Origin of the sequence: Mycobacterium sp. B14F4, from assembly GCF_039871645.1 — a bacterium.
Classification (GTDB): Bacteria; Actinomycetota; Actinomycetes; order Mycobacteriales; family Mycobacteriaceae; genus Mycobacterium.
Map to the genome: position 1 here is coordinate 20,671 of NZ_JBDPMF010000015.1, position 23,260 is coordinate 43,930.

A 23,260-nucleotide genomic window follows, 5' to 3' on the forward strand; every position below is an offset into this window, starting at 1 on the left:
ATCCGCGGAAGTCGATGCTACCTGCGTCGACGGCGTGGCGGAGGGCTCGCCCGCGCGCCGCTTCCTCGCGCTGTGAAATGTACTCGGCTCAGTTCGGTCAATCCGGACTCGGCACCCGGGGATCGACCGATACTGGTGCCATGGCGGGGGCACTTCCGATCGATCTGAGCGGCACCTTCACCGACGACCTGCACGGGCTGCTGCGCACAGCCGCGCAAGCCGGGCCGTTGGCGACCGACGAGATGACCGGCGCGACCATCGTGCTGCGCCAGCACGACATCGAGGTGCTCGCGCACGACCCGAGGCTGGTGGGCATCGGGCTCAGCCTGTTCGACCTGATGGGCATCACCGACGGCCCGCTCCGCTCCTGGTACGGCAGCCTGATGTTCACCACGGAGGGCGACTACCACCGACGAGTCCGGTCGCTGGTCTCGCGTGCGTTCACCCCGCGCTCCGTCGAGTCACTGCGCGAGACGGCCTGGGACTTGGCCGCCCAAGCCGTCGCCTCAGTGCGGCACGGTGGTGACCTGCGGGCCGCCTCCGCGCTGGGCACTCACCTGATCTGCCGGTTGCTCGGAGTGCCCGAGGGCGACGTGCCCGTGTTCACCCGATGGGCCGACGACCTGAGCCCGGTGTTCTTCGTGATGACGCCGGAACAGATCGCGGCGGCAACCCAGGCGCTCGTCGAACTGCAGGACTACGTCGACGAGCTGACCCGGCGCCGCTCGGCCGATCCGCGTGATGACCTGATCACCTCGCTGCTGGCCGCCGAGGCAGACGGAGACCGGCTCAGCCATGCCGAGACCGTGGCGATGATCGCGAATCTGCTTGTCGCAGGACATGATACGGCTGGTAGCCAGATCCCGTGCAGCATTCTTGTGGCCCTGCAGCACCTCGATCGGCTCGGCGGGGTGCACGACGACGGCGCCCGCCTGGCCAGCGCCGCGGCCGAGACCATCCGCCTGGAGCCGAGTATCCCGATCATCCCGCGCACCGCGGTGGCCCCGATCGAGTTGTACGACACCGTCATTCCGGCGGGCACGATGGTGTTCCTGTGCATCGCGGCGGCCTGCCGCGATGAATCGGCGTGGCCGGCGGCCGACAGCTTCGACCCGGATCGGTTCACCCGGCCGGATTGCGGACGGCTGTTGAATTTCGGCGCGGGCGCACACTACTGCCTGGGCACGTCACTGGCCAAGATCGCGGTGGAGGAGGCGCTGCGGGCGGTCTTGGCCGCCGATCCGCCGCTGCGATTGTCGGAGCAGCAGGCCGAGATTCCCTGGCGGCAGGTGCTGGGGCGCAGCCCCTCGCGGCTTCTGGTGACGTCGGATCCGGCCCCGAGCGAGCTTGCGCCGGTCTAACGCCGCTGTTCGGCGCCGACGCGGTGGGCCGCCGCCGCCACCGCGGCGTCGCGAGCGGCGCTGGCCTCGTCCTCGGTGAGCGTGCGGTCGGACGCGCGGAACCGCAGCGCGAGCGTGAGCGACTTGCGGCCCTCGCCGATCTGCGGGCCGGTGTAGACGTCGAACAACCGCACGTCTTCCAGCAGCGCACCGGCCCCATCCTGGACTGCCGCGACGACGTCGGCCGCCGCGACGTCCTCACCGACGACCAGGCTGACGTCCTGGAACACGGCGGGGAACGGCGACACCGTCGGTGCGGGCAGCGTCTCGACGATCGGCACCGCGTCCAGGTCCAGTTCGACGGCGCAGGTGCGCTTCGGCAGCTCGGAGCGCTCGACGACCGCGGGATGCAGTTCTCCGGCATGCCCGATCACCGTCTCGCCCAGCACCACCTCGGCGCACCGGCCCGGATGCCACGGCAGATGCTGCGCGGGCCGCAACGCCAGCTCGACGCCGGCCGCGCGGCCGATGATCCGTACCGCCTCGAAGGCGTCGCTCGCGTGCACGGCGCGGCCGCGCCCCCACGGGCCCGCGGGTTCGCGCAGGCCGGTCAGCACCACGCCGACATGCTGCGGCTGCCGCGGCAGTGACGCGTCGAGGCCCGCGATCTCCTCGGCGGTGGGCCGCCGGTCGGTCGGGATCCGCCCGACGGCGCGGGTCTCGGTCGTCGGCTCTACGACCTGCTGGATCGCGAACAAGGTGACGTCAACGGCGCCGCGAGACACGTTGCGGCTCAACGCCTCCAGAAGCCCCGGTAGCAGCGTGGTCGCCAGTTGCGGGCGGTCGGCCTCGAGCGGGTTGAGCACCTCGGTGGTCGTGCGGCGCGGATCGTCGGCGGCCAATCCCCATTGATCGAACACGCCCGCGGGCAGAAACGGTGTCGGCAGGATCTCGACGCAACCGTTGAGCGCCAAGGATTTCCCGATCGCGCGGCGGCGCTTCTGCACCGGGCTCAGGCCCTGTCCCGGTGGGGCGAGCGGCAACACCGACGGGATGACCTCGAGGCCCTCGAGGCGAAGCACCTCCTCCACGAGGTCGGCGGGTTGCCGCAGATCCGGACGCCAGCTCGGCGGCGTGGCCGTCACGTGACCGTTGTCGACGACGACCCGCGCACCGATCTGGGTGAGCCGTCGCTCCGTCGTGCCCGCCGCGTACTCCACTCCTGCGGTGCGGTCGGGCAGGTCGGTGGCCATGCTCACCGCCGCGGGTGACCAGTCGTCCCGCGGCGGATCACCGCGCCAGTCGGTCAACGTCGATTCCGCGGTGCCGCCGGTGATGTCGGCGAGCAGGGCGGCGCAGCGATCGAGCGCGGCGACCGAGATCGCGGGGTCGACGGTGCGTTCGTAGCGCCGTCCGGCCTCGCTGTAGAGGCGCAACCGCCGCTGCGTGCGCGACACCGCCGCCGGATCCCAGACAGCGGCCTCCAACAGCACGTCGGTGGTGCTCTCCCGGACCTCGGTGGTGCCCGCGCCCATCACGCCGCCGATCGCCGCGGTCGCGACGTCGTCGACGATCAGCACGTCGGCCGGATCGAGCTTGCGTTCGACGTCGTCCAGCGTGACGACCGTCTCCCCCGGCGTGGCGAAGCGCACCGCGAACCCGCCGGTGATCAGGCCGCGGTCGTGGGCGTGCATCGGATGGCCCAACTCGAGCATCACGTAGTTGGTGACGTCGACCGCCGGCGAAATGGCCCGGATGCCGGACAACAGCAGCCGGCGCTGAAGCCACCACGGCGACACCATTTTCGGGTCGATGCCGGTGACCGGCCGCAACCCGAACCGCTGGACACCGGTATCGGGTTCGATGGTCAACGGCAGCGCCTCGCCCTCGGCGGGCAACGGCGGGACGTCGGCGGGGTCGACGAAGTCGAGATCGTAGGCGTTCGCGATCTCGCGGGCCATTCCGCGCACGGACAGGCAGTAACCGCGATCCGGGGTGATGGCCAGATGGAAGACGACGTCGTCGAGGCCCAGCACGTCGGCCGCGGGGGTGCCCGGATCCGCCGTTCCGGGCGGCAGCACCAGGATGCCGGAATGATCGGTGCCGAGGTTCATCTCGGCCGTCGAGCAGATCATGCCGTCCGACGTCCGGCCGTAGGTCTTGCGGCCGGTGATGGTGAAGTCGCCGGGGAGCACCGTGCCCGGCAGCGCCGCGACCACCAGATCGCCTACCTCGAAATTAGTTGCCCCACAGACAATATCGCGTGGCTCGGCCTCGCCGACGTCTACCTTGACGGCGCGGATCGGCTTCTTGAACTCGGTGAGCTCCTCGATCTCGGCGACCAGCCCGACCGTCAACGGGCCGGACACCGGCCCGACCGGGATGACCTCCTCGACTTCGTGGCCGATGCGGATCAGCGTCTGCTCGAGTTCGGCCGCGGGCACGTCCCATCCTGGTGCGCCGGCCTGCACGACGTCGCGCAGCCAGCTGTACGGCAGCCGCATCAGGCCCCTACCCCGAACGGCAGCGAGAAGCGCACGTCGCCCTCCACCATGTCGCGCATGTCGGGAATTCCGTTGCGGAACTGCAGCGTTCGTTCTAGGCCCATTCCGAAGGCGAACCCGGAATGCACGTCCGGATCGATACCGCAGGCGCGCAACACGTTCGGGTTCACCATGCCGCAGCCGCCCCACTCCACCCAGCCGGGGCCGCCCTTCTTGTTCTCGAACCAGATGTCCACCTCGGCCGACGGCTCGGTGAACGGGAAGAAGTGCGGACGGAACCGGGTGCGGCCCTGCGGGCCGAACTCGGAGCGGGCGAACGCGTCCAGCGTGCCGCGCAGGTGCGCCATCGTCAGGCCCTTGTCGACCGCGAGACCCTCGACCTGGTGGAACACCGGGGTGTGGGTGGCATCGAGCTCGTCGGTGCGAAACGTGCGGCCGATCGAGATGATGTACACCGGCAGGTCACGCTCCAGCAGCGCGCGGATCTGCACCGGCGAGGTGTGCGTGCGCAGCACCTGACGCGATCCGTCGGGCGCGATGTGAAACGTGTCCTGCTCGCTGCGGGCGGGATGGTCGGGCGGGAAGTTGAGTGCGTCGAAGTTGAACTGCTCGGTCTCGACCTCGGGGCCCTCGGCCAGCTCCCAGCCCATCGCGACGAACGTGTCGGCCACATGCTCGGCCAGGATCGTGATCGGGTGCCGAGCGCCGATCGGCTGGCGCGTCGAGGGCAGGGTGACGTCGAGGCGCTCGGCCACCAGGACCGCGGCATCGCGCTCGGCACGCAGGGTGGCCAGCCGTTCGTCGTAGGCGCGCTGTGCGTCGGCGCGTGCCACGTTGACCCGCTTGCCGGCGTCGGCCCGGTCCGCCTTCGCCAGCGAGCCCAGCGCCTGACGGGCCAGCGCGATCGGCGAACGGTCGCCGAGATGCTCGGTCTTGGCCCGCGCGAGGGTGTCCAGGTCGGTCGCCAGGTCGAACGCATGGCGGGCCGCACTGACGGCCTTGGTCAGTGCTTCGTCCGAGAGGTCTACGGGCTGATCAGCCACCCGGGAATCATAAAGCGTGTCGAATCACCGCCGTTGAGCGGTCCGCGCGCTACTCCGCTTCCCCGTCGTCCATTTCGTCCGCGGCGAGCGCCGCCTGCCTGCGGGTTCGCAGCCGGTACATGGCGAAGTCGGCGGGCACCCCGTCCTGTTTGGGCGCGAACACCTGCCTGCGCAGGCGCTTGGCCGTGACCCCGAGCGCATCGAAGTCCTCGTCGGGAATCCGTTCCAGGGTGGCGGCGGAGACCACCAACTCGCCGCGGGTGGCGCGCTCCATCACCCGCGCCGCGATGTTGACGTCGACGCCCAGCCAGTCCGAGCCGATGCGTTGCGGATGGCCGGTGTGCACGCCGACCCGCATGCGCGGCGTGTAACCGTCGACCTCGACTGCCCTCACCGCTTCCCGCGCGGCGACCGCGGCCCGCACCGCCGTCGTCGGATCGTCGAACACCGCCATGATCCCGTCGCCCATGCGTTTGACGATGTGGCCGCCGGCTTCCAGCAGCGGCGGCTCGACGACCTGGGATACCCGGCGCAGCAGCCGCAGCGTGGCGTCGTCGCCCGCGCTCAGCGACCAGGCCGAGAAGCCGACGAGATCGGTGAAGACGAGGGTGGCCTCGCGGTTGGCGGGCTTACCGGACACCCTCTCGGTGAGCGCTTGCCACACCTGAAGCGCGCCGAGGCTGACCTCGCGAGTCGCGGCTTCGCGCTCGAGCAGTCGGTCGGCGGCCCGGGCGGCGGCGCGCGGACCACCGACACCGGTGGCCGAGAGTGGGTCCCCGAATTCCGGGTCGCCGGGCAGCGATCGACGTGCGCGTCGCAGGAAGGCGATGACGTCCGGGTTGTGGTTCGTGCCCTTCAGCCAGCCCAGCGGCCCGCCTGACCGCCGAGACGGCGCGGGGCGATCCGACTCCCGGTCGAGTTCTCCGATGCCGCCGGACCCCTCGTCGAACGGCTCGACATTCACATCGCCAGACTAGGCGTCCCCGAGGAAGCCGAGCAATCGAGCCAAGCGAAACTGCGAGCCGAATCACGAAAGGCCTGCCGAGGAAGGCGCTGGTCACAGACGTATGGCGCAACCATTGCCAATGAATAACGGTGCCGTCCGACTCGCCCCGCAAATCGTAGACAACGTCTGTTGTCAACATTATCGTGAATTCATCCGTCACGTCAGCGAGGAATTGATGACCCTGAGAACCACGCCTGTGCGACCGCAGATACCGAAGGACTCCCCCCTCGGGCCGGACTCCCTGACGTGGAGGTACTTCGGCGATCTGCGGACCGGGCTGCTGGGCGTGTGGATCGGGGCAGTGCAGAACATGTATCCCGAACTCGGGGCGGGCGTCGAGGATCATTCGATCCTGCTGCGCGAACCGCTACAGCGGGTGGCCCGATCGGTGTATCCGATCATGGGCGTGGTGTACGACGGCGATCGCGCGGCGCAGACCGGTGCGCAGATCAAGGGCTACCACGCCACGATCAAGGGCACTGACGCCGGCGGCCGTCGCTACCACGCGCTGAAGCCCGAGACGTTCTACTGGGCGCACGCCACTTTCTTCATGCTGATCATCAAGACGGCCGAGTACTTCTGCGGCGGGCTGACCGAGGCCGAGAAGCGCCAACTGTTCGACGAGCACGTGCAGTGGTACCGGATGTACGGGATGAGCATGCGACCCGTGCCCAAGACCTGGGAGGAGTTCACCGAGTACTGGGACAGCAAGTGTCGCGAGGAGTTGGAGATCAACCGCGCGACGCTCGACATCTTCTCCATCCGCATCCCCAAACCGTGGTTCGTGTTGATGCCAACCCCCGTCTGGGATCAGATCTTCAAGCCCATGGTCGGTGCCCAGCGCTGGATCGCGGCCGGGTTGTTCGACGCGGCGCTGCGCGAGAAGGCGAACATGCGGTGGACGCCGGGCGACGAGGTGCTGCTGCGACTGTTCGGCAAGTTCGTCGAGCTTCTGTTCGTCGCGGTCCCTGATGAAATCCGGTTGCATCCAAGAGCGTTGGCCGCGTATCGCCGTGCGCAGGGTCGGTTGCCCGCTGACGCCCCGCTGGTCGAGGCGCCCGCGTTCATGGCGCCGCCCAGCGACCGCCGAGGGCTGCCGATGCACTACGTGCCGCCGCGCAAGTCGTTACTCGATCGCGCGGGCTCCCTGGTGCACACGACGTTCTCCTTGGCGGGGCTGCGTCCGGCGCGCGGACGCCATAAGGCAGCCTAGGAGCATGCTCGAATGGTCTGATGTCGATCTCGCCGTGCGCGATGCCGTCCGTGAGTTCGTCGACAAGGAAATCCGCCCGCACGTCGACGCGCTGGAGAGCGGCGAGATGGAGCCCTACCCCATCGTCCGCAAACTCTTCGCGACGTTCGGCATCACCGACATGGCCCGCGACTCGCTGAACAAGCGGTTGGCGCGGTTGCGCGACGGCGGTGAGTCGTCGGAGAAGTCCTCGGGTGGCGGCATGTTCGGCGACGGCGCCGGCGGCATGGGCTTCGTCGTCATCAGTGAGCTGTGCCGGGTGTCGATGGGTGTCGTCACCGGAATGGGTGTGAGCCTGGGCCTGACGGTGCCGACGATCATGAGCCGCGGCACGCTGGCCCAGCAGGAGCGCTGGCTTCCCGACCTGGTCACCTACGACAAGGTGGGCGCGTGGGCGATCACCGAACCGGATTCCGGCTCGGACGCGTTCGGCGGGATGAAGTCCTACGTAGTTCGTGCCACCGATGGGACGGGCGATTACATCCTCAACGGTCAGAAGACGTTCATCACCAACGGACCCGACGCCGACGTCGTCGTGGTGTACGCCAAGCTCGACGAGCCGGGCGTGGAGAAGCGCGATCGCAAGGTGCTGACCTTCGTCCTGGACCGCGGCATGGAGGGCTTCGTGCAGTCGAAGCCGTTCCGCAAGATGGGCATTCACAGTTCCCGCACCGGCGAGCTGTTCTTCAACAACGTGCGGTTGGGTCGCGACCGGCTGCTCGGCGAGACCGAGGACAATTCCGCGGGTGACGGCCGGGCCAGCGCGCGGTCGAACTTCTCCGCAGAGCGCATCGGGGTCGCCGCGATGGCGCTGGGCGTCATCGAAGAGTGCCTGCGGCTGTCGGTCGACTATGCGAAGAGCCGCAAGCTGTGGGGCCAGGAGATCGGGCAGTTCCAGCTGATCCAACTCAAGCTGGCCAACATGGAGGTCGCCCGGATGAATGTGCGCAACATCCTGTTTCGGGTCATCGAGGCGGCGCAGACCGGTACGGCGATCTCGCTGCCGGAGGCGTCGGCGATCAAGTGGTACTGCTCGCAGGCCGCCACGGACGTCGCGATGGAGGCCGTTCAGCTGTTCGGGGGCAACGGCTACATGACCGAGTACCGCGTCGAGCAGTTGGCGCGCGACGCCAAGTCGCTGATGATCTACGCCGGCAGCAACGAGGTGCAGATCACCCAGGTGGCACGCGGCTTGTTGGCTTAGCTGCGCCGAAACTGAAGGTATGCAGATGAACTGCGAGAAGACGTCTGCACAGATTCAGTTTCGCGCCACCACGTTACATTCGCGCGGCCCGGGCGCTCTGGTACAGGCAGATCGCGGCGGCCGAAGCCACGTTGAGGCTCTCGGCGCTGCCCGGCATCGGGATCCGCACGCGGTGGGTGGCCGCCTCCGCGAGGTCCGCGGGCAGCCCGTGCGCCTCGGGTCCGAACAGCCACGCCGTCGGGGCGGCCAGATCGGCCTCCAACTCGGGACTGTCCAGCGACACCTCCCCGTCGAGGGTGGTGGCCAGGACCTGCAGTCCGGCGGCGGCGAGCTCGGACACCGCTGCCGCCGAGTCCTTCTCGGCGACCACGGGAATCGCGAAGATGCTGCCCGCCGAGGCGCGCAGGCACTTGGCGTTATACGGGTCGACGCTGTCCCCGGCGAACACCACGGCGTCGGCGCCCATCGCGTCGGCGAGGCGGATCAGCGTGCCCGCGTTGCCCGGTTCGGATATCTCGACCGCGACCGCCACCAGCCGGGGGGTCTCGGCGAGCACGTCGCGCAGCGTCGTCTCCGGTGTGGTGCACACGGCGACCAGGCCGACCGGAGTCACGGTCTCCGACAACGCCTTTGCGGCTCGTTCCGTCACCAGGTGCACCGGAACGCCGGTCAGCAACGGGCCGAACCGGTCCGATGCCGCTTCGGTCACGAAGACCTCGCAAACGAGTCCGCGCCGCAACGCCGCCTCGACGAGGTTGGGCCCCTCGGCGAGGAAGCGCGCGGCGCGACGTCGTCCTACGTGGCGGTGAAGTTTGACCGCTGCCGCCACCCGGGCAGAGCGTTCGGTGAGCGTCAGGCAGCCTCGCCCGACGGCGCATTCACATCGGAGGGCAGCGCGCCCTTGGCGACCTCCACCAGCGCGGTGAAGGCGGCCGGATCGCTGACCGCGATCTCGGCGAGGTTCTTGCGGTCCACGTCGACACCGGCGGCCTTCAGGCCCTGGATCAGGCGGTTGTAGGTGATGTCGTTGGCGCGGGCCGCGGCGTTGATGCGGGAGATCCACAGCTTGCGGAACTCGCCCTTGCGGGCACGCCGGTCACGGTAGGCGTAGTTGAGCGAATGCAGCTGCTGCTCTTTGGCCTTGCGGTACAGCCGCGACCGCTGACCCCGGTAGCCCTTCGAGGCCTTGAGGACGCTGCGCCGCTTCTTGTGGGCGTTGACTGCGCGCTTGACGCGTGCCATGAGAGTGTTCCTATTCGTTCAGGTCGTTCGGGTGAAGAGCTGACTCAGCCGTTCAGCAGCTTGTTGACGCGGGCGTTGTCGGCCGCCGAGACGCCGGTGCGGCCTTCCAGGCGACGCGTCCTGGTGCTCGGCTTGTGCTCGAGCAGGTGCCGACGGTTGGCCTTCTGGCGCATGATCTTGCCGGTTCCGGTGCGCCGGAACCGCTTCGAAGCGCCGCTGTGGGTCTTCGCCTTGGGCATGTGTCCTCAGTTCTGTGGTGTTTCGGTCGGTGCTTCGCCGGGCTGAGCGGTTGCGCGCTGGGCAAGTGGCTCATCGGCGTCGTGCTGCGCCTTGGCGCGAGTCTTCGCGCCGCGGTGCGGAGCCAGCACCATCGTCATGTTGCGGCCGTCCTGCTTGGCCGACGTCTCGACGAAGCCGTAGTCGGCGACGTCGGCGCCCAGCCGTTGCAGCAGCCGGTAACCCAACTCGGGCCGCGACTGCTCACGTCCGCGGAACATGATCGTCACCTTGACCTTCGAGCCCGCCTGCAGAAACCGGACCACATGGCCCTTCTTGGTCTCGTAGTCGTGCGGGTCGATCTTGGGACGCAGCTTCTGTTCCTTGACGACGGTCTGCTGCTGGTTCTTGCGAGACTCGCGCGCCTTCTGCGCCGTCTCGTACTTGAACTTGCCGTAGTCCATGATCTTGCACACCGGCGGCTTGGCGTCCGGGGCTACTTCGACAAGGTCGAGATCGGCATCCGCGGCGACGCGGAGAGCGTCTTCGATGCGCACAATGCCTACCTGCTCGCCGCCCGGTCCGATGAGCCGGACTTCGGGTACGCGGATGCGCTCGTTGACGCGGGTCTCAGTGCTGATGGGGCCTCCTACTGTTGTCCTCGGAGGAGCCCACTGCCGCCGGCACTCTGCTCCATCGAACAGAAAGGCCCTGCTCAAAGCAGGGCCCAAAACCGACCAGGACAGGCATAGGATGCCTGTGACCGGACCGCTGAGCCGAGATGGCCAGCGGTGGGAGTGGGACTCCACTTGCTGTCCCTGGCGTTCGCCGGGACGGTCGCGCATGCGAGTCTAGCAGCCATGACCGAGTTTCCCGAAAGCCAGCCGCCACTGCGCGAGCTGGCCGAGATTCCCGCGATCGAGGTGATCACCCGCTCGGCCGTCATGCTGATGAGCGCCGCCGCGGAGAAGCTCGGCCTGTCCGCCGAGAATCCGGACGACAGCCCGCACCGCGACCTCGACGAGGCCCGCAGGCTGATCACTGCGCTCGCGGGGTTGGTCAGCGCCTCGGCCGAGTACCTCGGACCGCACGCCGGCCCCCTGCGCGACGGGCTGAAGTCGTTGCAGTTGGCGTTCCGCGAATCGAGCGCAGCACCAGAGGAACCGGGCAAGGGGCCGGGCGAGAAATACACCGGCCCCGTCTGGTAGTGAGTCACCACGCATTTGACGGGCGCAGCGTTTATCCTCGCGCCCTATGACGGTCGTCACCGCTGCCAGCACCCGTCGCAGGTCGAGGTATCGGTGGGTGCCCGCGGCGGCGGGCTGGACCGTCGGCGTGATTGCCACGCTGTCGCTGATCGCGAGCGTCTCGCCGTTCGTCCGGGCGCTCATCCGGGTGCCGCGCGAGTTCGTCAACGACTACATCTTCAATTTCCCCGACACCAGCTTCGCGTGGGCCTTCGTGCTCGCGCTGCTGGCCGCGGCGCTGGCCGCGCGCAAACGCATCGCGTGGTGGATCCTCATCGGCTACCTAGTCGCCGCGATCGGCTGGAACGTCGGCGACCTGGTCGCCGGCGACGAGTCGCTGGTGCAGGAGATCGGCGAGGTGATCGGCCTCGCCTTCCACGTCGCCGCAATCCTGTTCCTGGTGCTGGCGCGCGCCGAGTTCTGGGCCAAGGTGCGCCGCGGGGCGCTCCTGAAGGCGGCGGCCACCCTGGTCGCCGGGATAGCGGTCGGCACGTTGATCGGATGGGGGCTGCTCGAGCTGTTTCCCGGCTCCCTGGCCCGCCAGGACCGGTTCTGGTACGCGCTGAACCGGGTGGGTGCCTTCGCGGGCGCCGACGCATCGATCTTCTCGGGGCATCCGCACGTACTGGTCAACGCGCTGCTCGGGCTGTTCGGGGCGCTGGCGCTGATGGTCGCGGCCATCGTGCTGTTCCAGTCCCAGCGCGCGGAGAACGCGCTGACCGGCGAGGACGAGTCGGCGATCCGCGGGCTGCTGGAGTTGTACGGCAAAAACGACTCGCTCGGCTACTTCGCCACCCGCCGCGACAAGGCGGTGGTGTTCGCGCCGAACGGCCGCGCCGCCATCACCTACCGCGTCGAGGTCGGCGTCTGCCTGGCGAGCGGCGACCCCGTCGGCGATCCCCGGGCGTGGCCCGCCGCGATCGACGCCTGGCTGGCGCTGTGCCAGAGCTACGGGTGGGCGCCGGGCGTCATGGGCGCCAGCTCGGCCGGCGCCGAGGCATACCGCGCGGCCGGGCTCAACGCGCTGCAACTCGGCGACGAGGCGATCCTGCATCCCGACGACTTCCGGCTGTCTGGTGCGGACATGCGCGCGGTGCGCCAGGCCGTCACCCGGGCCCGACGTGCGGGCGCGAGCGTGCGCATCCGCAGGCATCGTGAGCTCGGCGACGACGAGATGGCCGAGACGATCGAGCGGGCCGACGCGTGGCGCGACACCGACGACGAGCGTGGCTTCTCGATGGCGCTGGGCCGGCTCGGCGATCCCGCCGACGGGGACTGTCTGCTCGTCGAGGCAATCCAGAACGGTGAAGTCGTCGCGATGCTGTCCCTGGTGCCGTGGGGCACCAGCGGCGTCTCGCTGGATCTGATGCGGCGGTCCCCCGGGTCGCCCAACGGCACCGTCGAACTGATGGTCAGCGAGCTGTGCATGCAGGCCGACACGATCGGCGTCACCCGCATCTCGCTGAACTTCGCGATGTTCCGGTCGGCGTTCGAGCAGGGCGCCCAGCTCGGCGCCGGGCCGGTCGCACGGCTGTGGCGCGCCCTGCTGGTGTTCTTCTCGCGCTGGTGGCAGCTCGAGACGCTGTACCGCTCGAACATGAAATACCAGCCGGAGTGGGTGCCGCGGTACGCCTGTTACGAGGACGCGAGACTGGTCCCGCGGGTCGGCGTGGCCTCCGTCATCGCCGAAGGTTTCCTGGTGCTGCCCTTTTCGCGGCGCCATGGGGGTCCCCACACCGGGCATCACATCGCCGTCCCGCAGAACCTGGTCGCGACCGGACTGCTGCACCACGACGGCACAGCGCCCGATGTCATCAGCCTGCAGGCCGATCTGTCCGACGACGACGAGCAGTCGCGACTGCCCGAGCAGGTACGCGTGCGGATGGCCAAGCTGAAGACGTTGCAGGACAGTGGGATCGACGCGTATCCGGTCGGCGAGCCGCCCTCCCACACGATCGCGGACGCGATCGACGCGGGCGACGATCTTCCGGTGACGGTGGCCGGCCGCATCCTGCGAACCCGCGACTACGGCGGAGTGCTGTTCGCCCAGTTACGCGACTGGTCCGCCGAAGTTCAACTGCTGCTGGACAATTCGCTTCTCGACTCTGGTACGACGGCCGACTTCACCCATGCCGTCGATCTGGGCGACCTCCTGCAGGTGTCCGGCACCATGGGCTACAGCAAGAAGGGCACCCGCTCGCTGCTGGTGCAGAACTGGCGGTTGATCGGCAAGTGCCTGCGCCCGCTGCCCGACAAGTGGAAGGGGCTGACCGACCAGGAGGCGCGGGTCCGCGCCCGCTACGTCGACCTGGCGGTCAACTCCGAAGCCCGTGACCTGATCCGGGCCCGTAGCGGTGTCCTGCACGCGATTCGGGAGACATTGGTGGGCAAGGGTTTTCTCGAGGTCGAGACACCCATCCTGCAGCAGATCCACGGTGGCGCGAACGCCCGACCCTTCCAGACGTACATCAACGCCTACGATCTCGGGCTGTACCTGCGCATCGCCCCCGAGCTGTACCTCAAGCGGTTGTGTGTGGGCGGCGTGGAACGGGTCTTCGAACTCGGGCGTGCGTTCCGCAACGAGGGGGTGGACTTCAGCCACAACCCCGAATTCACGCTGCTGGAGGCCTATCAGGCGCACGCCGACTACAACGTCTGGATCGACGGTTGCCGCGAACTGATCCAGAACGCCGCGCAAGCGGCCAACGGTGCCCAGGTGTTTCTGCGGCCCCGTCAGGGCGGCACGCTGGAACCGGTCGACATCTCTGGTGAGTGGACCGTCAAGACCGTGCACGGCGCGGTGTCGGAGGCGCTCGGCGAACAGATCGGACCCGAGACGGAGTTGGCGACGTTGCGCAAGCTTTGCGACGCCGTCGACATCCCGTACCTGACTCACTGGGACGTCGGCGCGGTGGTGCTGGAACTCTATGAGCGGCTCGTCGAGGATCACACCGAGGAGCCGACGTTCTATAAGGACTTTCCCACCTCGGTGTCACCGTTGACGCGTCCCCACCGCAGCATCCCGGGCGTCGCCGAGCGGTGGGACCTGGTGGCCTGGGGCGTGGAGTTGGGCACCGCCTACAGCGAGTTGACCGACCCGGTCGAGCAGCGCAGGCGGCTGCAGGAGCAGTCGCTGCTCGCGGCCGGCGGCGACCCCGAAGCGATGGAACTCGACGAGGACTTCCTGCAGGCCATGGAATACGCGATGCCGCCGACGGGTGGGCTCGGCATGGGCGTCGACCGCGTCGTCATGCTGATCACCGGTCGCAGCATCCGCGAGACGCTGCCCTTCCCGTTGGCCAAGCCCCGTTAGCGCCCCGCCAGGGAGGACGGGTCGACCGGAAAGTCTAAGTAGGTGTCGGGGAAGGTCTCGGGCTTGAACGTGTTGCCGTTGTCCGGGAATCGTTCTGGGTGTGGGACGGCGCAGTCCACCAGCGGCTCGCCGGGGAGGTACCGCGGCGTCGACGCCCGCGGGCAGCGGCACCAGGGTGAGGTCCACTGTGCTCCCGCGGGTGTGCCCGGACTTGTCTGCGATACAGCCGTCGATGAACAACTGGGTCTTGTCGACCCGTGGATAGAACTCGGCTTTCATTCTCTGGTCGAGCAGATCGTCGGGTCGATGTCGCTCAGCGAGACGAACTCCGCGGGCGCGCTCGGCTCGGACTGGGCTGCGGCCGGTGGGGCGGTGACGATGGTTGCGAACAGCCCGACGACGGCGAGCAGTCGCGTCACGGACGACTGGCTATTCCGGGCAATACGACTGGGTTGCAGCACCGACGAAGAAACCACTCTGCTCGATGGTCCAGTTGGCGGGATCGCTGATCTCGACGGCTACCTGCTCCGGAGCCTGGCCCGCGGCCACGTAATCGCATACCGCGTGAGCGAGGGCGATGGCGTCCGCGGGTGTCGAGAACGGGATGCTCTCGGCTTCCAGCACGCTGATGAAGATGTCGTCGCTCTCGTCGGCCATGGCCGGTGCGGCGCAGGCAACCGCCAGGCCGACGGCCGCGACCGCTGAAAAGATGATGGTGCCGCGCATGTTGGGCTCCTCTCCCCGGTTCGCCAACGGCGATACGCTACGCGGGGCGGTGAGGCAGTGCGGCAACTTTTGACAATATTGTCATCCCCGTCATTATTTGCCGTGCAGCAGGCGGGCCCCAAGGCGGCGTACCGTGAGCGACATGCCGGACGAACCGACGCATGAGCCGGAACCCGCGGTCGACGCCGAGATCGTCGAGCCCAAGCCCGAGGCCACCACGCCCGTCGAACCGGTGGACAGCGGGTACACGCCGGGCGGTGTCCCGACGTTCGATGCCGTACGAGAGAAGATCGAGACGCGCTACGGCACCGCGATCGGCGCCTCCGAACTCGCCGCGGAGACCCCCGAGGGCCGCAGCGTTGCCGAGCAGTACGACGAACGTCAGCGTGCGGCCGCAGAGCGACTCGCGCAGATCCGTGAGCAGATGCGCAAGGCCGACGACTCTCAGTAATCCGACTCGGCGGCGAGGATCTCCGCGAGGAACGCGTCGTCGGCGGGTCGGCCCAACCGCGACCGCGCGAAGGCGCGCACGCGCTCTCGGGTCTGCATCGACTCCGGCACGTCGGCGCCGACGGTCACCTCGGTGGTTCCCCAGTCGTGGTTCCAGGCAACCGTTTCCGGGAGCGGCGTGCCGTCGGCGCCGGTCAGCGGGAACGATGCGCCACCGTCGGCAGCGAGCACACCGGCGCCGACACCACCGTCCGAGCGCAGCCGCACCGCGATCCCGTGCGGTGATCCGTAACCCGTCAACTCGGCCCGCACCACGGCCTCGACGTCTCCGCCGGTGACCTCGATCGTCCAGTCGACGGTCTCCTCGGCGGCGTCGAAGATGCCGGGCGGCACCGCCGCCCAGTTGATCGACGCGGTGCCGTTGGCCACCGCGCCCGGCCCGTGTCCGCGGCGGTCACCGCCCGCCGCGAGCGCGTAGTCGTCACGGCGTCTCACCGCGAACTCCTCACCGAACGCCACCCCGGCGTCGTCGGCCACCTCGCGGCACCGGTCGACGAGATCGATGACCCGCGGGTCGCCCTGCGCGGCAGCGGCATTGAGTGCTGCGCTGTGCGGTGCCAGCAGTTGCTCGATGTCCGAGTCGAACGTGTCGTCACCGAAGAAGTCCTGCGCCTCCGCGGTCAGAAGCGCGATCTCCGCCTCGAGCAGGGCACCGTCGAGCATCGCGATGGCGTCACGCTGGCTGGCCGGCCACCATCGTCGCAGCCAGTGTCCCAGTGCCAATCTGCGCAGTCGGCCCAGCGCGCCCGGGCGCACATCGACGCCGGACAACTCGACCGTGCCGACCTCCTCCGGCGATCGTGCCAGCAGTGCCGACGCCAGCACGCTGTGCCCGCTCTCACCGACGACCCGCCACAGCCAGTCGGCCCGGGCCGGATCTGTGAACGTGATCTGGGCGTCGCTGCCATCGTCGACCGTCCACGACAGCACCGCACCGCTGACCTCCACCACGGCGACCAACGGAGTCGGCGTCGCCAGAGGCCCGGTGCTCCAGAGTCCGGAGTCGGCCGTCAGTCTCATCCGGCCACCTGCAGTTCCAGCATCGTCTTGATGCGCTGCCGGTGGTCCAGGCTCACCGACCGCGCCACACCTTCGAGGAGCGCGCGCACGTCATCGACGTCGTCACACGGCTCCTGCCACACGTCACGGCCGTGCAGACGTGCCCACAACCGATTGAGGTACGGCCGCGCGAAGCCGGCCAGGTCGTCGATCACCTGCTGCTGGCGCGGGTGGACCGGGCCGCCCGCGGCGAGGTACCGGCGCGCGTGCAGGACGTAGGCCTCCTTGCGCAACCGGGCCTGGATCTGCGCCGCCAGCAGGTAGCGCGGGTCGGCGTCTTCGGCCAGCGGCGCCAGGCCGACCGCCACCTCAATGCCTGCGATCATGGTCGCCTGCTTGTCCTCGGCGAGCAGTCCCCACGGCGCGCACGACCGGTCGACCTCCTCGGCGCACAGCATCGGTACATCGGGCAGCTCGTCGCGGTCCAGCGCACGGCGCAGGGTCGCGCGCACCCGGTCGACGACGCTGCGATTCAACGGGCGTTCGATCTCCGAGCCGCCGACGACGGCCGGTGGTGACTGCGGCTCAACGGAGCTGAGTCCGAGCGTCACGATCGACCACGGCAGGTCCGCGCCGGGCACCCGCGCCAGGGCGCCCAGGTTGTACGGCGCGGCGTCGGCGATCAGCGCTAGCCAAACCCGTTGGCGTGCGGCCTGTTCGCTGTGGCCCGCCGCACGGCCGAGGACGGTGGTCAGCCCTGCCAGGAACGGGCCGGTGATCTCGGTGCCGGGCCGGACATCGTTCCAGCTGCGGTTGAGCTGCTCGGCCAGCCTGCCCATCGCCCGCTGATCGGCGACGTACCGGTTGAGCACTTCGATGGTGACTCGGCCCCGGTCGTCATGGATTCCGCGAAGTACGCTTTCGGCTGCAGCCGAATCCCCTTCGGCGGGTGCGCCTTTCGCTACGGCCAGCTCGAAGCACGCGGGGAAGTACAGCTCCTGGGCGTTTCCGGTGGTGATGCGCAGGCGACGCCGTTCGCGCTTGAGCAGTTCGAACCACGCGGCCGCGGCGCGCAACTGGCCGGCCTGACCGACGATCAGTTCGTGCATCGCGTCGGCCGTCGCGGCCGGCACCAACGGCGCCGAAAACTGAGGGTTGGACCGTAACCGCAGCACCAGCGGGTCGATGATCCGTTTGACGGTGCGCCGCAACGGTCCGCCGTCGTCGCCGCTGAGCACCTCGACCCCGGGCCCGACCGCACGCCAGGCCCGGTCGATGACCGCGCGTCGCGGACGGGTGAGGTCCACCGCCGCCTCTGTGCTCATTCGGACAGGATAGAAGTTCGGATCGCAAGTTGACAGCCGGAAAGTTGGGTTCGGTAGCCGGTCGGCCAGCGGACCCTTGACACATGCTCACTGCGCTGTTGTACGCGATTCTCGTCACCTCCTTCATCGCCCTGGCGGCCACGTTGTTACACCGCAGCCGAATCGAATTGCCCACCAACTCCGACGAAGCCGACGAGCGCCTGGCCGCCGCCGACGACATCCTGGCCGCCCGCGCCGACTTCGACCGGATGCTGGTCCGCAAGGGTCTGGTCACCGGCGAACATGTGCTCCTCATCCGGCACGGAACGAAATCCCGCGCGGTGGTCACCGGCATGAAGGCAACGGGAGCGGCGCGAGAAGACCACCGCGAAGTGGAACTCGACGTGATGGTGAAAAGGCCGGAGGGCGGACAGTTTCCTGCGCACGGGCGGGCGTTGATTCCGGCGTCGTGCCTGACGAAGGTCGCCCCGGGCAGCATCATCGACACGTACTACCGCTGGGGCGACGAGTCCGCGGTGGCCGTGAGTGTGCCCCCGGCCTGATCAGCGGGCGTCGTCGACGGCGAAGCTGACCAGCGCCGCCCAGTACAGCGGGCTCGCGGTCGAATCGCCGGCACGCCAGTCCCGCATCCGTTGCCGCTGCCAACGGTTCACGGCGCATCCGCCGTCGTCCTCCTCGTGGGCACGATCGACGGCGACGATGGTCTCGGTCATGGGATCGGCATCGCCACCGGCGAATTGGCGGTAGCCCGCCGCGGTGGGCAGCGACCACAGCGTGGCGGTCACCAGTTGGGCGCCACCCAGGATCATCGCAGCCACCAGCCCACTCGCCTCGTCGAATTGGTAGTCACCGCCGGATGCACACGCCAGCAATGCGACTCGCGGCGGAATCGGTAATCGCGACGACATCAGATCCGCCGCGGTGAGCGGACGCTCCTCGGCCAGGTGCAACGCCGCACGATCGGCGTGGCCGATGTCGCCGTCGGCGGCGCTGGCGTGCCCCACATAGAGCAGCCGGCTCGGGTTGCGGGCCAGGAGGTCTGCCAACCATTTCCGATCCGCGTCGCTGCGCCGGAACAATTCGACGGTATCGGGGGCGGTCGGCAGAACCGGTCGCGATGCGGCGAGTTCGGCGACGTGGCGGGCCAACGGTGTGTCCGCCGATGGCCTGCCGAGCACGGATCCCAGCGGCGAATCCGGCCGCTGTCCGGGTACCCGCGGGTCGAGCACCAGGAGAACCGGATTGGTGCGTCTGCTGCCCCAATCCACCGAGGCGCGGGCCGAGTTGACGATGTTCGGTGGCGCCGCCATGAGCACCTCGACGAGCTCCATCAACCGGTGCCCCGCATCGCCGGGGACCGCGAACAGCCCCCACGGCATCCGGGCCAGCCGCGCGCTGGGCGAGACGAACAGTGCCGCGCGCGGCGACGACGCGTAATCGACCAGCAGCCGCCAGGCGGCCGGGATGATCAGTTTCTCCCCCAGCGCCTCGGCGAGGCGGGCTTCCGTTGTGGGCGAAGCGAAAGCGTCCCTGGTGAGCGCACGGTCGAGCGCGTCGCGCCGGGTCTCCTCACCGACGGGATCCGGCAGCGCGTTGCTCAGGTGCTCGACGGCGGCGAGCAGGTCGGGTTGCTCCACCACCCAGGTGACGGTCTTGGCCGGGTCGCCGACAACACGCAAACTGGCATATGTCGCGACGCCCACGTCGGCGAACCGCAGGACAAGCGTTTGGGTCACGGCCACGTCGACCAGGCCGGCTCGTCCGCGGTGACGTTGCGGCCGTAGCGTTCCGCAGCCAGCGCGCGGTAGCGGCCGACGATCGGGGCCTGCGTCGGGTCCATCACCAGCGGTGGCAGCGGTCCGAGCCGGGTCAGGGAAGCGCGGCTGAGAACCCCGGGCCCGGAGGCGACCAGTGCATAGTCCTCGGCGGACTCGACCGGCACCGCGGCGGTCGCCGTGCCCGCCCACTCCTGCGGGTCCACCGGACCCGGTTCGGCACTGAACGTGCCGCGAGCGCTGTGGTATTCGATGAGTTCGCTGACGAGCTCGGTGTTCCCCCACTCCCAGGCGACGGCGAAGGCGCCGGCCAGCATCGGTGCGGAAACGTAGGTGGCCCAACGCATTCGCGCGTCGGCATCGGGAATCGAATGGCGCACGGAGTCGACGGCCAGCGCCGCGGGCAGCTTGAGCTCGGCGGACTGCTGCAACTTGTGCTCCGCGTTGGCCGGATCGGCCAGTGCGTCGGCGCGCCAGATGTTGCCCAGCTGGTCATCGAGGCGCGCGTACTGCAGCCAGCTGTGCCGTGGCCAGCTGTCCAGCAGGTCACGGGCCTGCGCGACGCGTTCGACCGCCGCGGCGAAGTCGCCGCGGAAGATATCCACCCAACTGCGCTGCAACAGGATTCGATGGATGTGTAGCGGCTTCTCGATCTCGCGCCAGTGCCGCTCGGCGTGCCCGAGGCGTTCGTCGGCGTCGTCGAGCGCGCCTACCGAGATGGCGATCAGCCCGAAGTACAGCCAACACCGCGACACGTCATGCGCGCGGGCGTGCTCGGCGATGGCCGGATAGGCCGCGTGGACGAGTGTCTGCGCTTGCGGGCGGTCACCTGCCGACCAGGCGGCCGTCGCGCGCTCGAGTTGTGTTCTCGACATAGCCAGGTCCCACTGGCGCGCCTCCGCACGTGCCCCGGCCCGGCGCAGCCACGGTTCGGCCTCGGCGAGCCGGCCGGTCTCGACGCAGAACCTGCCGTAGGCGGTCGCACCGAGCACGAGCAGATGATCGTCGGACTCCCCGCCGCTGCGCGGTCCCTCGATCGTGTCGATCACCTTCTGCCACAACGGAATCGACCGTACGTGCAGGTCGTCGTCGCACAGTGCGACCGCGCACAGGATCCGCGCGTGGGTGACAAGGTACCGGCGTTCGTCGGCGAGGTCCGCGAAGTCGGTCGCGTCGTCGTCGGTGAGCGTCAGCAGCGCGGCCTCGGCGGCTTCGTGCTCGCCGTGTGCGGCAGCCAGGCCGACCTGCAGGAACTGGGCCCGCCGGAAGTATCGGCGGAGCATGTGCCGCACCTCGGCCTCCGACAGTGTCACCCGCGCGGCGTCGTCCGGCCTGCTGCCGGCGAGGATCGCCGCGTAGACGTCCAGGCAGTCGCGGATACGCCGGAGACACTCCTCGGTTCCCTCGTAGGCGGTCCGGACGAGGTAGATCTCACCGAGCTGGGCGTACACCTCCATCAGCCAGTCGTCGCGGTCGGCCTGTTCGATAAGCGGGACGAGCGAGAGCAACAGCTCCTTCGCGGTCGCCTCGTCGGCGGCGAACGCCAGGTGACGCGCGCGCTCTAGGTCGCCGAGGATCGTCACGGTCGAATCATAGGAAGCGGCGGGCGTGTTGGACACGCCCGCCGCTCCGCAGAATGCGGGAGCATCAACTGCAGTCGACCTTGACGGTGAACGGCTTGGTGATCATCCCGGCCATCGGGTTGGAGATGTCGGCGCCGGTGGCCTCACCGGTGATCGTGTAGGTGCTGCCGTCGACCTTGACCTCGGCCGAGCCGACCTTGGCGCCCATCGTGTTGGTGACGGCCAGCGCGTTGCCGTCGACGACCATGCCCAGCGACTCCACCGTCGGCGTCGCCTCGTCGGTCATCACGATGCCCAGGCCCTGCTGACCGCCGACCGCACCGCTGGCGACGTTGATCTTGCCGCCCTGCTTCACGCAGGTCACCGAGTTGACGTCGAGGCCGGCGAGATCCTTGCCGTCGACCTTCACCTCGGTGCTGCCGCCGGTGCTGACCTGCGAGTTCCCGGCGGCCGTCGCGGAAGGAGCGCTGCCCTTGTCGTCCGAGCAGCCCACCAGGAACGCGGCGCCGGCGGCCAGTCCGATCACGCCTGCGACGACTCGATTCATCGATCTTCCCTTCGTTCGTACGTCAGCCCCGATGGCGTCCGTCGTGAGGCAAGTCAACGCGCGGCGAATCGCTACCGATCCCAAAGTTTGTCGGTTCCCGCAGGTACGGTTCGCAGGCAATGCGCAGATTCACCGTCGAGCAGCGCCGTGCCCGGCTCGCCCGGCGCCACTTCCTGTGCCGGACCGCCGGCTCGGTTCACGACGTCGTGAGTGCTGTCGTGGGCCTACACGCCACGGACCCCGCCACGCCGTACCTGTCACTGTGGGCGCGGGTACCGGACTTCGCGGTCGCGGACCTGGACGCACTGGTGTACGAGCGGCGCTCGCTGGTCAAGCATCTCGCGATGCGCCGGACGCTCTGGACGGTGCACGCGCGGGACCTGCCGATGATCCAGTCCGCGGCCAGCGATCGGGTCGCCGACAACGAGCGCCGTCGCCTCATCGCCGACGCGCAGAAGGCCGGGGTGTGCACCGACGGCGACGCGTGGCTCGACGCCGCGTGCGCCGCGGTGCTGCGGTACCTCACCGAGAACGGGCCCACCAACGCCAAGGACCTGCGCGCCGCTGTGCCGGAGCTCGCCGGCACCTATGACCCGGCGCCGGGAAGACGGTGGGGCGGCGAAACACCATTGGGGCCGCGAATTCTCACCGTGATGGCGGTGCGCGGGGACATCGTCCGCGGGCCCAACGACGGCAGGTGGACGGCCTCGCGCCCGCGCTGGGTGCCTGCCGGTGACTGGCTCGAATCGGTCGACACCGCGGATCCGGACGCGGCCCGCGCCGACGCGGTGCGTCGCTGGCTCAAGGCATTCGGGCCCGCGACCGTCACCGACGTCAAGTGGTGGTTCGGGAACACGTTGACCTGGGCCCGGCATGCGCTGCGCGACATCGCCGCCGTCGAGGTCGATCTGGAGGGCACGCCGGGGTTCGTGCTGCCCGACGACCTCGACGACGACCCGCAGCCCGAACCGTGGTGTGCGCTGCTGCCGGGACTCGACATCACCACGATGGGCTGGTTCGACCGGGACTGGTATCTCGGCGGGCACCGCGGGCACGTGTTCGACACGAACGGCAACGGCGGGCCGACCGCATGGTGTGACGGCAGGATCGTCGGCGCCTGGGGTCAGGACGACGACGGCCGCGTCGAGGTGCGACTGCTCGAGGACGTCGGCCGCTCAGCGCGCAAGGCACTGCAGCGTCGCGCCGATGAGCTGACCGAGTGGCTGGACGGCGTGCGGATCAGCCCACGCTTCCCGTCTCCCCTGTCCAAGCGCCGAAACTGAAGAAATGCAGGGCTTCACGCCGGCAGATTCATACGGTCACTGCAATATCGCCGTTTGGAGGTTGCAATGCCGTCTGGATACCCCGTCCCATTGGCGGTGCGGAGACAGTTCGTCGACCTGGTGTGTGCCGGCACTCCGGTGCTCG

The 23,260-nt window shown here is 69.0% G+C and carries 22 protein-coding genes; 8 read left to right on the forward strand and 14 right to left on the reverse strand.

Annotated features, from left to right (window positions below; translation table 11 throughout):
* Positions 1-140 precede the first annotated feature (140 nt).
* Entirely contained in the window at positions 141-1,361 is a 1,221-nt protein-coding gene (locus tag ABGB19_RS25890; RefSeq protein WP_347688865.1) for a cytochrome P450, read from the forward strand.
* Here ABGB19_RS25890 and pheT read toward each other — a convergent pair.
* The 3 genes from pheT to ABGB19_RS25905 are packed head-to-tail and all read right to left on the reverse strand — an operon-like array spanning position 1,358 to position 5,755.
* Positions 1,358-3,844: a phenylalanine--tRNA ligase subunit beta gene (pheT, locus tag ABGB19_RS25895; RefSeq protein ID WP_347688866.1), complete on the reverse strand. Its 2,487-nt coding sequence runs from the start codon at positions 3,842-3,844 to the stop codon at positions 1,358-1,360. The two genes, ABGB19_RS25890 and pheT, sit on opposite strands and share 4 nt — an antisense overlap.
* The gene (pheS, locus tag ABGB19_RS25900) at positions 3,844-4,887 is read right to left on the reverse strand and encodes a phenylalanine--tRNA ligase subunit alpha (protein ID WP_347688867.1); all 1,044 of its coding nucleotides are present in this window, start codon (positions 4,885-4,887) and stop codon (positions 3,844-3,846) included. The genes pheT and pheS overlap by 1 nt, the downstream gene beginning before the upstream one ends.
* Positions 4,888-4,936: 49 nt before the next feature.
* Positions 4,937-5,755 carry an adenylate/guanylate cyclase domain-containing protein gene (locus tag ABGB19_RS25905; protein ID WP_347688885.1) on the reverse strand — a complete coding sequence of 273 codons (819 nt, stop codon included), beginning with the start codon at positions 5,753-5,755 and terminating at the stop codon, positions 4,937-4,939.
* A 313-nt stretch (positions 5,756-6,068) separates the two neighbouring features.
* On the opposite strand from ABGB19_RS25905, the gene ABGB19_RS25910 reads away from it, so the two are divergent.
* Positions 6,069-7,106 (forward strand): oxygenase MpaB family protein, encoded by a 1,038-nt coding sequence (locus ABGB19_RS25910; protein ID WP_347688868.1) that lies wholly within the window; start codon positions 6,069-6,071, stop codon positions 7,104-7,106.
* Between the two features lie 4 nt (positions 7,107-7,110).
* Entirely contained in the window at positions 7,111-8,349 is a 1,239-nt protein-coding gene (locus ABGB19_RS25915) for an acyl-CoA dehydrogenase family protein (RefSeq protein WP_347688869.1), read from the forward strand.
* Positions 8,350-8,422: 73 nt separating this feature from the next.
* Here ABGB19_RS25915 and ABGB19_RS25920 read toward each other — a convergent pair whose 3' ends face one another.
* From ABGB19_RS25920 to infC, 4 genes are read right to left on the reverse strand one after another with little or no spacing between them, the layout of a single operon-like run.
* Positions 8,423-9,178 carry an RNA methyltransferase gene (locus ABGB19_RS25920; protein WP_347688870.1) on the reverse strand — a complete coding sequence of 252 codons (756 nt, stop codon included), beginning with the start codon at positions 9,176-9,178 and terminating at the stop codon, positions 8,423-8,425.
* Between the two features lie 23 nt (positions 9,179-9,201).
* Positions 9,202-9,591: a 50S ribosomal protein L20 gene (gene rplT / locus ABGB19_RS25925; protein WP_347688871.1), complete on the reverse strand. Its 390-nt coding sequence runs from the start codon at positions 9,589-9,591 to the stop codon at positions 9,202-9,204.
* Between the two features lie 44 nt (positions 9,592-9,635).
* Positions 9,636-9,830, reverse strand: a complete 195-nt coding sequence (gene rpmI / locus ABGB19_RS25930; RefSeq protein WP_347688872.1) for a 50S ribosomal protein L35 — start codon at positions 9,828-9,830, stop codon at positions 9,636-9,638.
* Positions 9,831-9,836: 6 nt separating this feature from the next.
* On the reverse strand, positions 9,837-10,448 hold the full coding sequence (gene infC / locus ABGB19_RS25935; RefSeq protein WP_347688886.1) for a translation initiation factor IF-3: 612 nt from the start codon (positions 10,446-10,448) through the stop codon (positions 9,837-9,839).
* 219 nt (positions 10,449-10,667) lie between these two features.
* On the opposite strand from infC, the gene ABGB19_RS25940 reads away from it, so the two are divergent.
* A complete protein-coding gene (locus ABGB19_RS25940) occupies positions 10,668-11,015 on the forward strand; it encodes a DUF1844 domain-containing protein (protein ID WP_347688873.1) in 348 nt (115 codons plus the stop codon).
* 46 nt (positions 11,016-11,061) lie between these two features.
* Positions 11,062-14,367, forward strand: coding sequence for a bifunctional lysylphosphatidylglycerol synthetase/lysine--tRNA ligase LysX (gene lysX, locus ABGB19_RS25945; protein WP_347688874.1), 3,306 nt, complete (start codon positions 11,062-11,064; stop codon positions 14,365-14,367).
* A gap of 275 nt (positions 14,368-14,642) precedes the next feature.
* Here the strand turns inward: lysX and ABGB19_RS25950 are convergent, their stop codons facing one another.
* Entirely contained in the window at positions 14,643-14,786 is a 144-nt protein-coding gene (locus tag ABGB19_RS25950) for a hypothetical protein (protein WP_347688875.1), read from the reverse strand.
* A 10-nt stretch (positions 14,787-14,796) separates the two neighbouring features.
* Positions 14,797-15,093: a DUF732 domain-containing protein gene (locus ABGB19_RS25955; protein ID WP_347688876.1), complete on the reverse strand. Its 297-nt coding sequence runs from the start codon at positions 15,091-15,093 to the stop codon at positions 14,797-14,799.
* Positions 15,094-15,235: 142 nt separating this feature from the next.
* Between ABGB19_RS25955 and ABGB19_RS25960 the strand changes: the two genes are divergently transcribed.
* Positions 15,236-15,544 carry a hypothetical protein gene (locus ABGB19_RS25960; protein WP_347688877.1) on the forward strand — a complete coding sequence of 103 codons (309 nt, stop codon included), beginning with the start codon at positions 15,236-15,238 and terminating at the stop codon, positions 15,542-15,544.
* Here ABGB19_RS25960 and ABGB19_RS25965 read toward each other — a convergent pair.
* Both ABGB19_RS25965 and ABGB19_RS25970 read right to left on the reverse strand, forming a co-directional pair.
* Positions 15,538-16,623 carry a hypothetical protein gene (locus tag ABGB19_RS25965; protein WP_347688878.1) on the reverse strand — a complete coding sequence of 362 codons (1,086 nt, stop codon included), beginning with the start codon at positions 16,621-16,623 and terminating at the stop codon, positions 15,538-15,540. The genes ABGB19_RS25960 and ABGB19_RS25965 overlap by 7 nt on opposite strands.
* A complete protein-coding gene (locus tag ABGB19_RS25970) occupies positions 16,620-17,927 on the reverse strand; it encodes a hypothetical protein (RefSeq protein ID WP_347688879.1) in 1,308 nt (435 codons plus the stop codon). The genes ABGB19_RS25965 and ABGB19_RS25970 overlap by 4 nt, the downstream gene beginning before the upstream one ends.
* 83 nt (positions 17,928-18,010) lie before the next feature.
* Here ABGB19_RS25970 and ABGB19_RS25975 point away from each other — a divergent pair, with 83 nt between their 5' ends.
* The gene (locus tag ABGB19_RS25975) at positions 18,011-18,469 is read left to right on the forward strand and encodes a hypothetical protein (protein WP_347688880.1); all 459 of its coding nucleotides are present in this window, start codon (positions 18,011-18,013) and stop codon (positions 18,467-18,469) included.
* Here ABGB19_RS25975 and ABGB19_RS25980 read toward each other — a convergent pair whose 3' ends face one another.
* From ABGB19_RS25980 to ABGB19_RS25990, 3 genes are all read right to left on the reverse strand, one after another.
* Positions 18,470-19,678, reverse strand: a complete 1,209-nt coding sequence (locus ABGB19_RS25980; protein ID WP_347688887.1) for a CHAT domain-containing protein — start codon at positions 19,676-19,678, stop codon at positions 18,470-18,472.
* Entirely contained in the window at positions 19,660-21,285 is a 1,626-nt protein-coding gene (locus ABGB19_RS25985) for a hypothetical protein (RefSeq protein WP_347688881.1), read from the reverse strand. Before ABGB19_RS25985 ends, ABGB19_RS25980 begins: the two co-directional genes overlap by 19 nt.
* A gap of 64 nt (positions 21,286-21,349) precedes the next feature.
* The gene (locus ABGB19_RS25990) at positions 21,350-21,832 is read right to left on the reverse strand and encodes a lipoprotein LpqH (RefSeq protein ID WP_347688882.1); all 483 of its coding nucleotides are present in this window, start codon (positions 21,830-21,832) and stop codon (positions 21,350-21,352) included.
* 119 nt (positions 21,833-21,951) lie between these two features.
* Between ABGB19_RS25990 and ABGB19_RS25995 the strand changes: the two genes are divergently transcribed.
* On the forward strand, positions 21,952-23,115 hold the full coding sequence (locus tag ABGB19_RS25995) for a winged helix DNA-binding domain-containing protein (protein ID WP_347688883.1): 1,164 nt from the start codon (positions 21,952-21,954) through the stop codon (positions 23,113-23,115).
* Positions 23,116-23,260 lie beyond the last annotated feature (145 nt).

Bases quoted from the DNA above. Each gene is read 5' to 3' on its own strand.
- ABGB19_RS25890 (WP_347688865.1), top strand. From the start codon at position 141: ATGGCGGGGGCACTTCCGATCGATCTGAGCGGCACCTTCACCGACGAC.
- pheT (WP_347688866.1), bottom strand. From the start codon at position 3,844: ATGCGGCTGCCGTACAGCTGGCTGCGCGACGTCGTGCAGGCCGGCGCA.
- ABGB19_RS25910 (WP_347688868.1), top strand. From the start codon at position 6,069: ATGACCCTGAGAACCACGCCTGTGCGACCGCAGATACCGAAGGACTCC.
- ABGB19_RS25915 (WP_347688869.1), top strand. From the start codon at position 7,111: ATGCTCGAATGGTCTGATGTCGATCTCGCCGTGCGCGATGCCGTCCGT.
- rplT (WP_347688871.1), bottom strand. From the start codon at position 9,591: ATGGCACGCGTCAAGCGCGCAGTCAACGCCCACAAGAAGCGGCGCAGC.
- rpmI (WP_347688872.1), bottom strand. From the start codon at position 9,830: ATGCCCAAGGCGAAGACCCACAGCGGCGCTTCGAAGCGGTTCCGGCGC.
- ABGB19_RS25940 (WP_347688873.1), top strand. From the start codon at position 10,668: ATGACCGAGTTTCCCGAAAGCCAGCCGCCACTGCGCGAGCTGGCCGAG.
- lysX (WP_347688874.1), top strand. From the start codon at position 11,062: ATGACGGTCGTCACCGCTGCCAGCACCCGTCGCAGGTCGAGGTATCGG.
- ABGB19_RS25955 (WP_347688876.1), bottom strand. From the start codon at position 15,093: ATGCGCGGCACCATCATCTTTTCAGCGGTCGCGGCCGTCGGCCTGGCG.
- ABGB19_RS25960 (WP_347688877.1), top strand. From the start codon at position 15,236: ATGCCGGACGAACCGACGCATGAGCCGGAACCCGCGGTCGACGCCGAG.
- ABGB19_RS25965 (WP_347688878.1), bottom strand. From the start codon at position 16,623: ATGAGACTGACGGCCGACTCCGGACTCTGGAGCACCGGGCCTCTGGCG.
- ABGB19_RS25970 (WP_347688879.1), bottom strand. From the start codon at position 17,927: ATGAGCACAGAGGCGGCGGTGGACCTCACCCGTCCGCGACGCGCGGTC.
- ABGB19_RS25975 (WP_347688880.1), top strand. From the start codon at position 18,011: ATGCTCACTGCGCTGTTGTACGCGATTCTCGTCACCTCCTTCATCGCC.
- ABGB19_RS25990 (WP_347688882.1), bottom strand. From the start codon at position 21,832: ATGAATCGAGTCGTCGCAGGCGTGATCGGACTGGCCGCCGGCGCCGCG.
- ABGB19_RS25995 (WP_347688883.1), top strand. From the start codon at position 21,952: ATGCGCAGATTCACCGTCGAGCAGCGCCGTGCCCGGCTCGCCCGGCGC.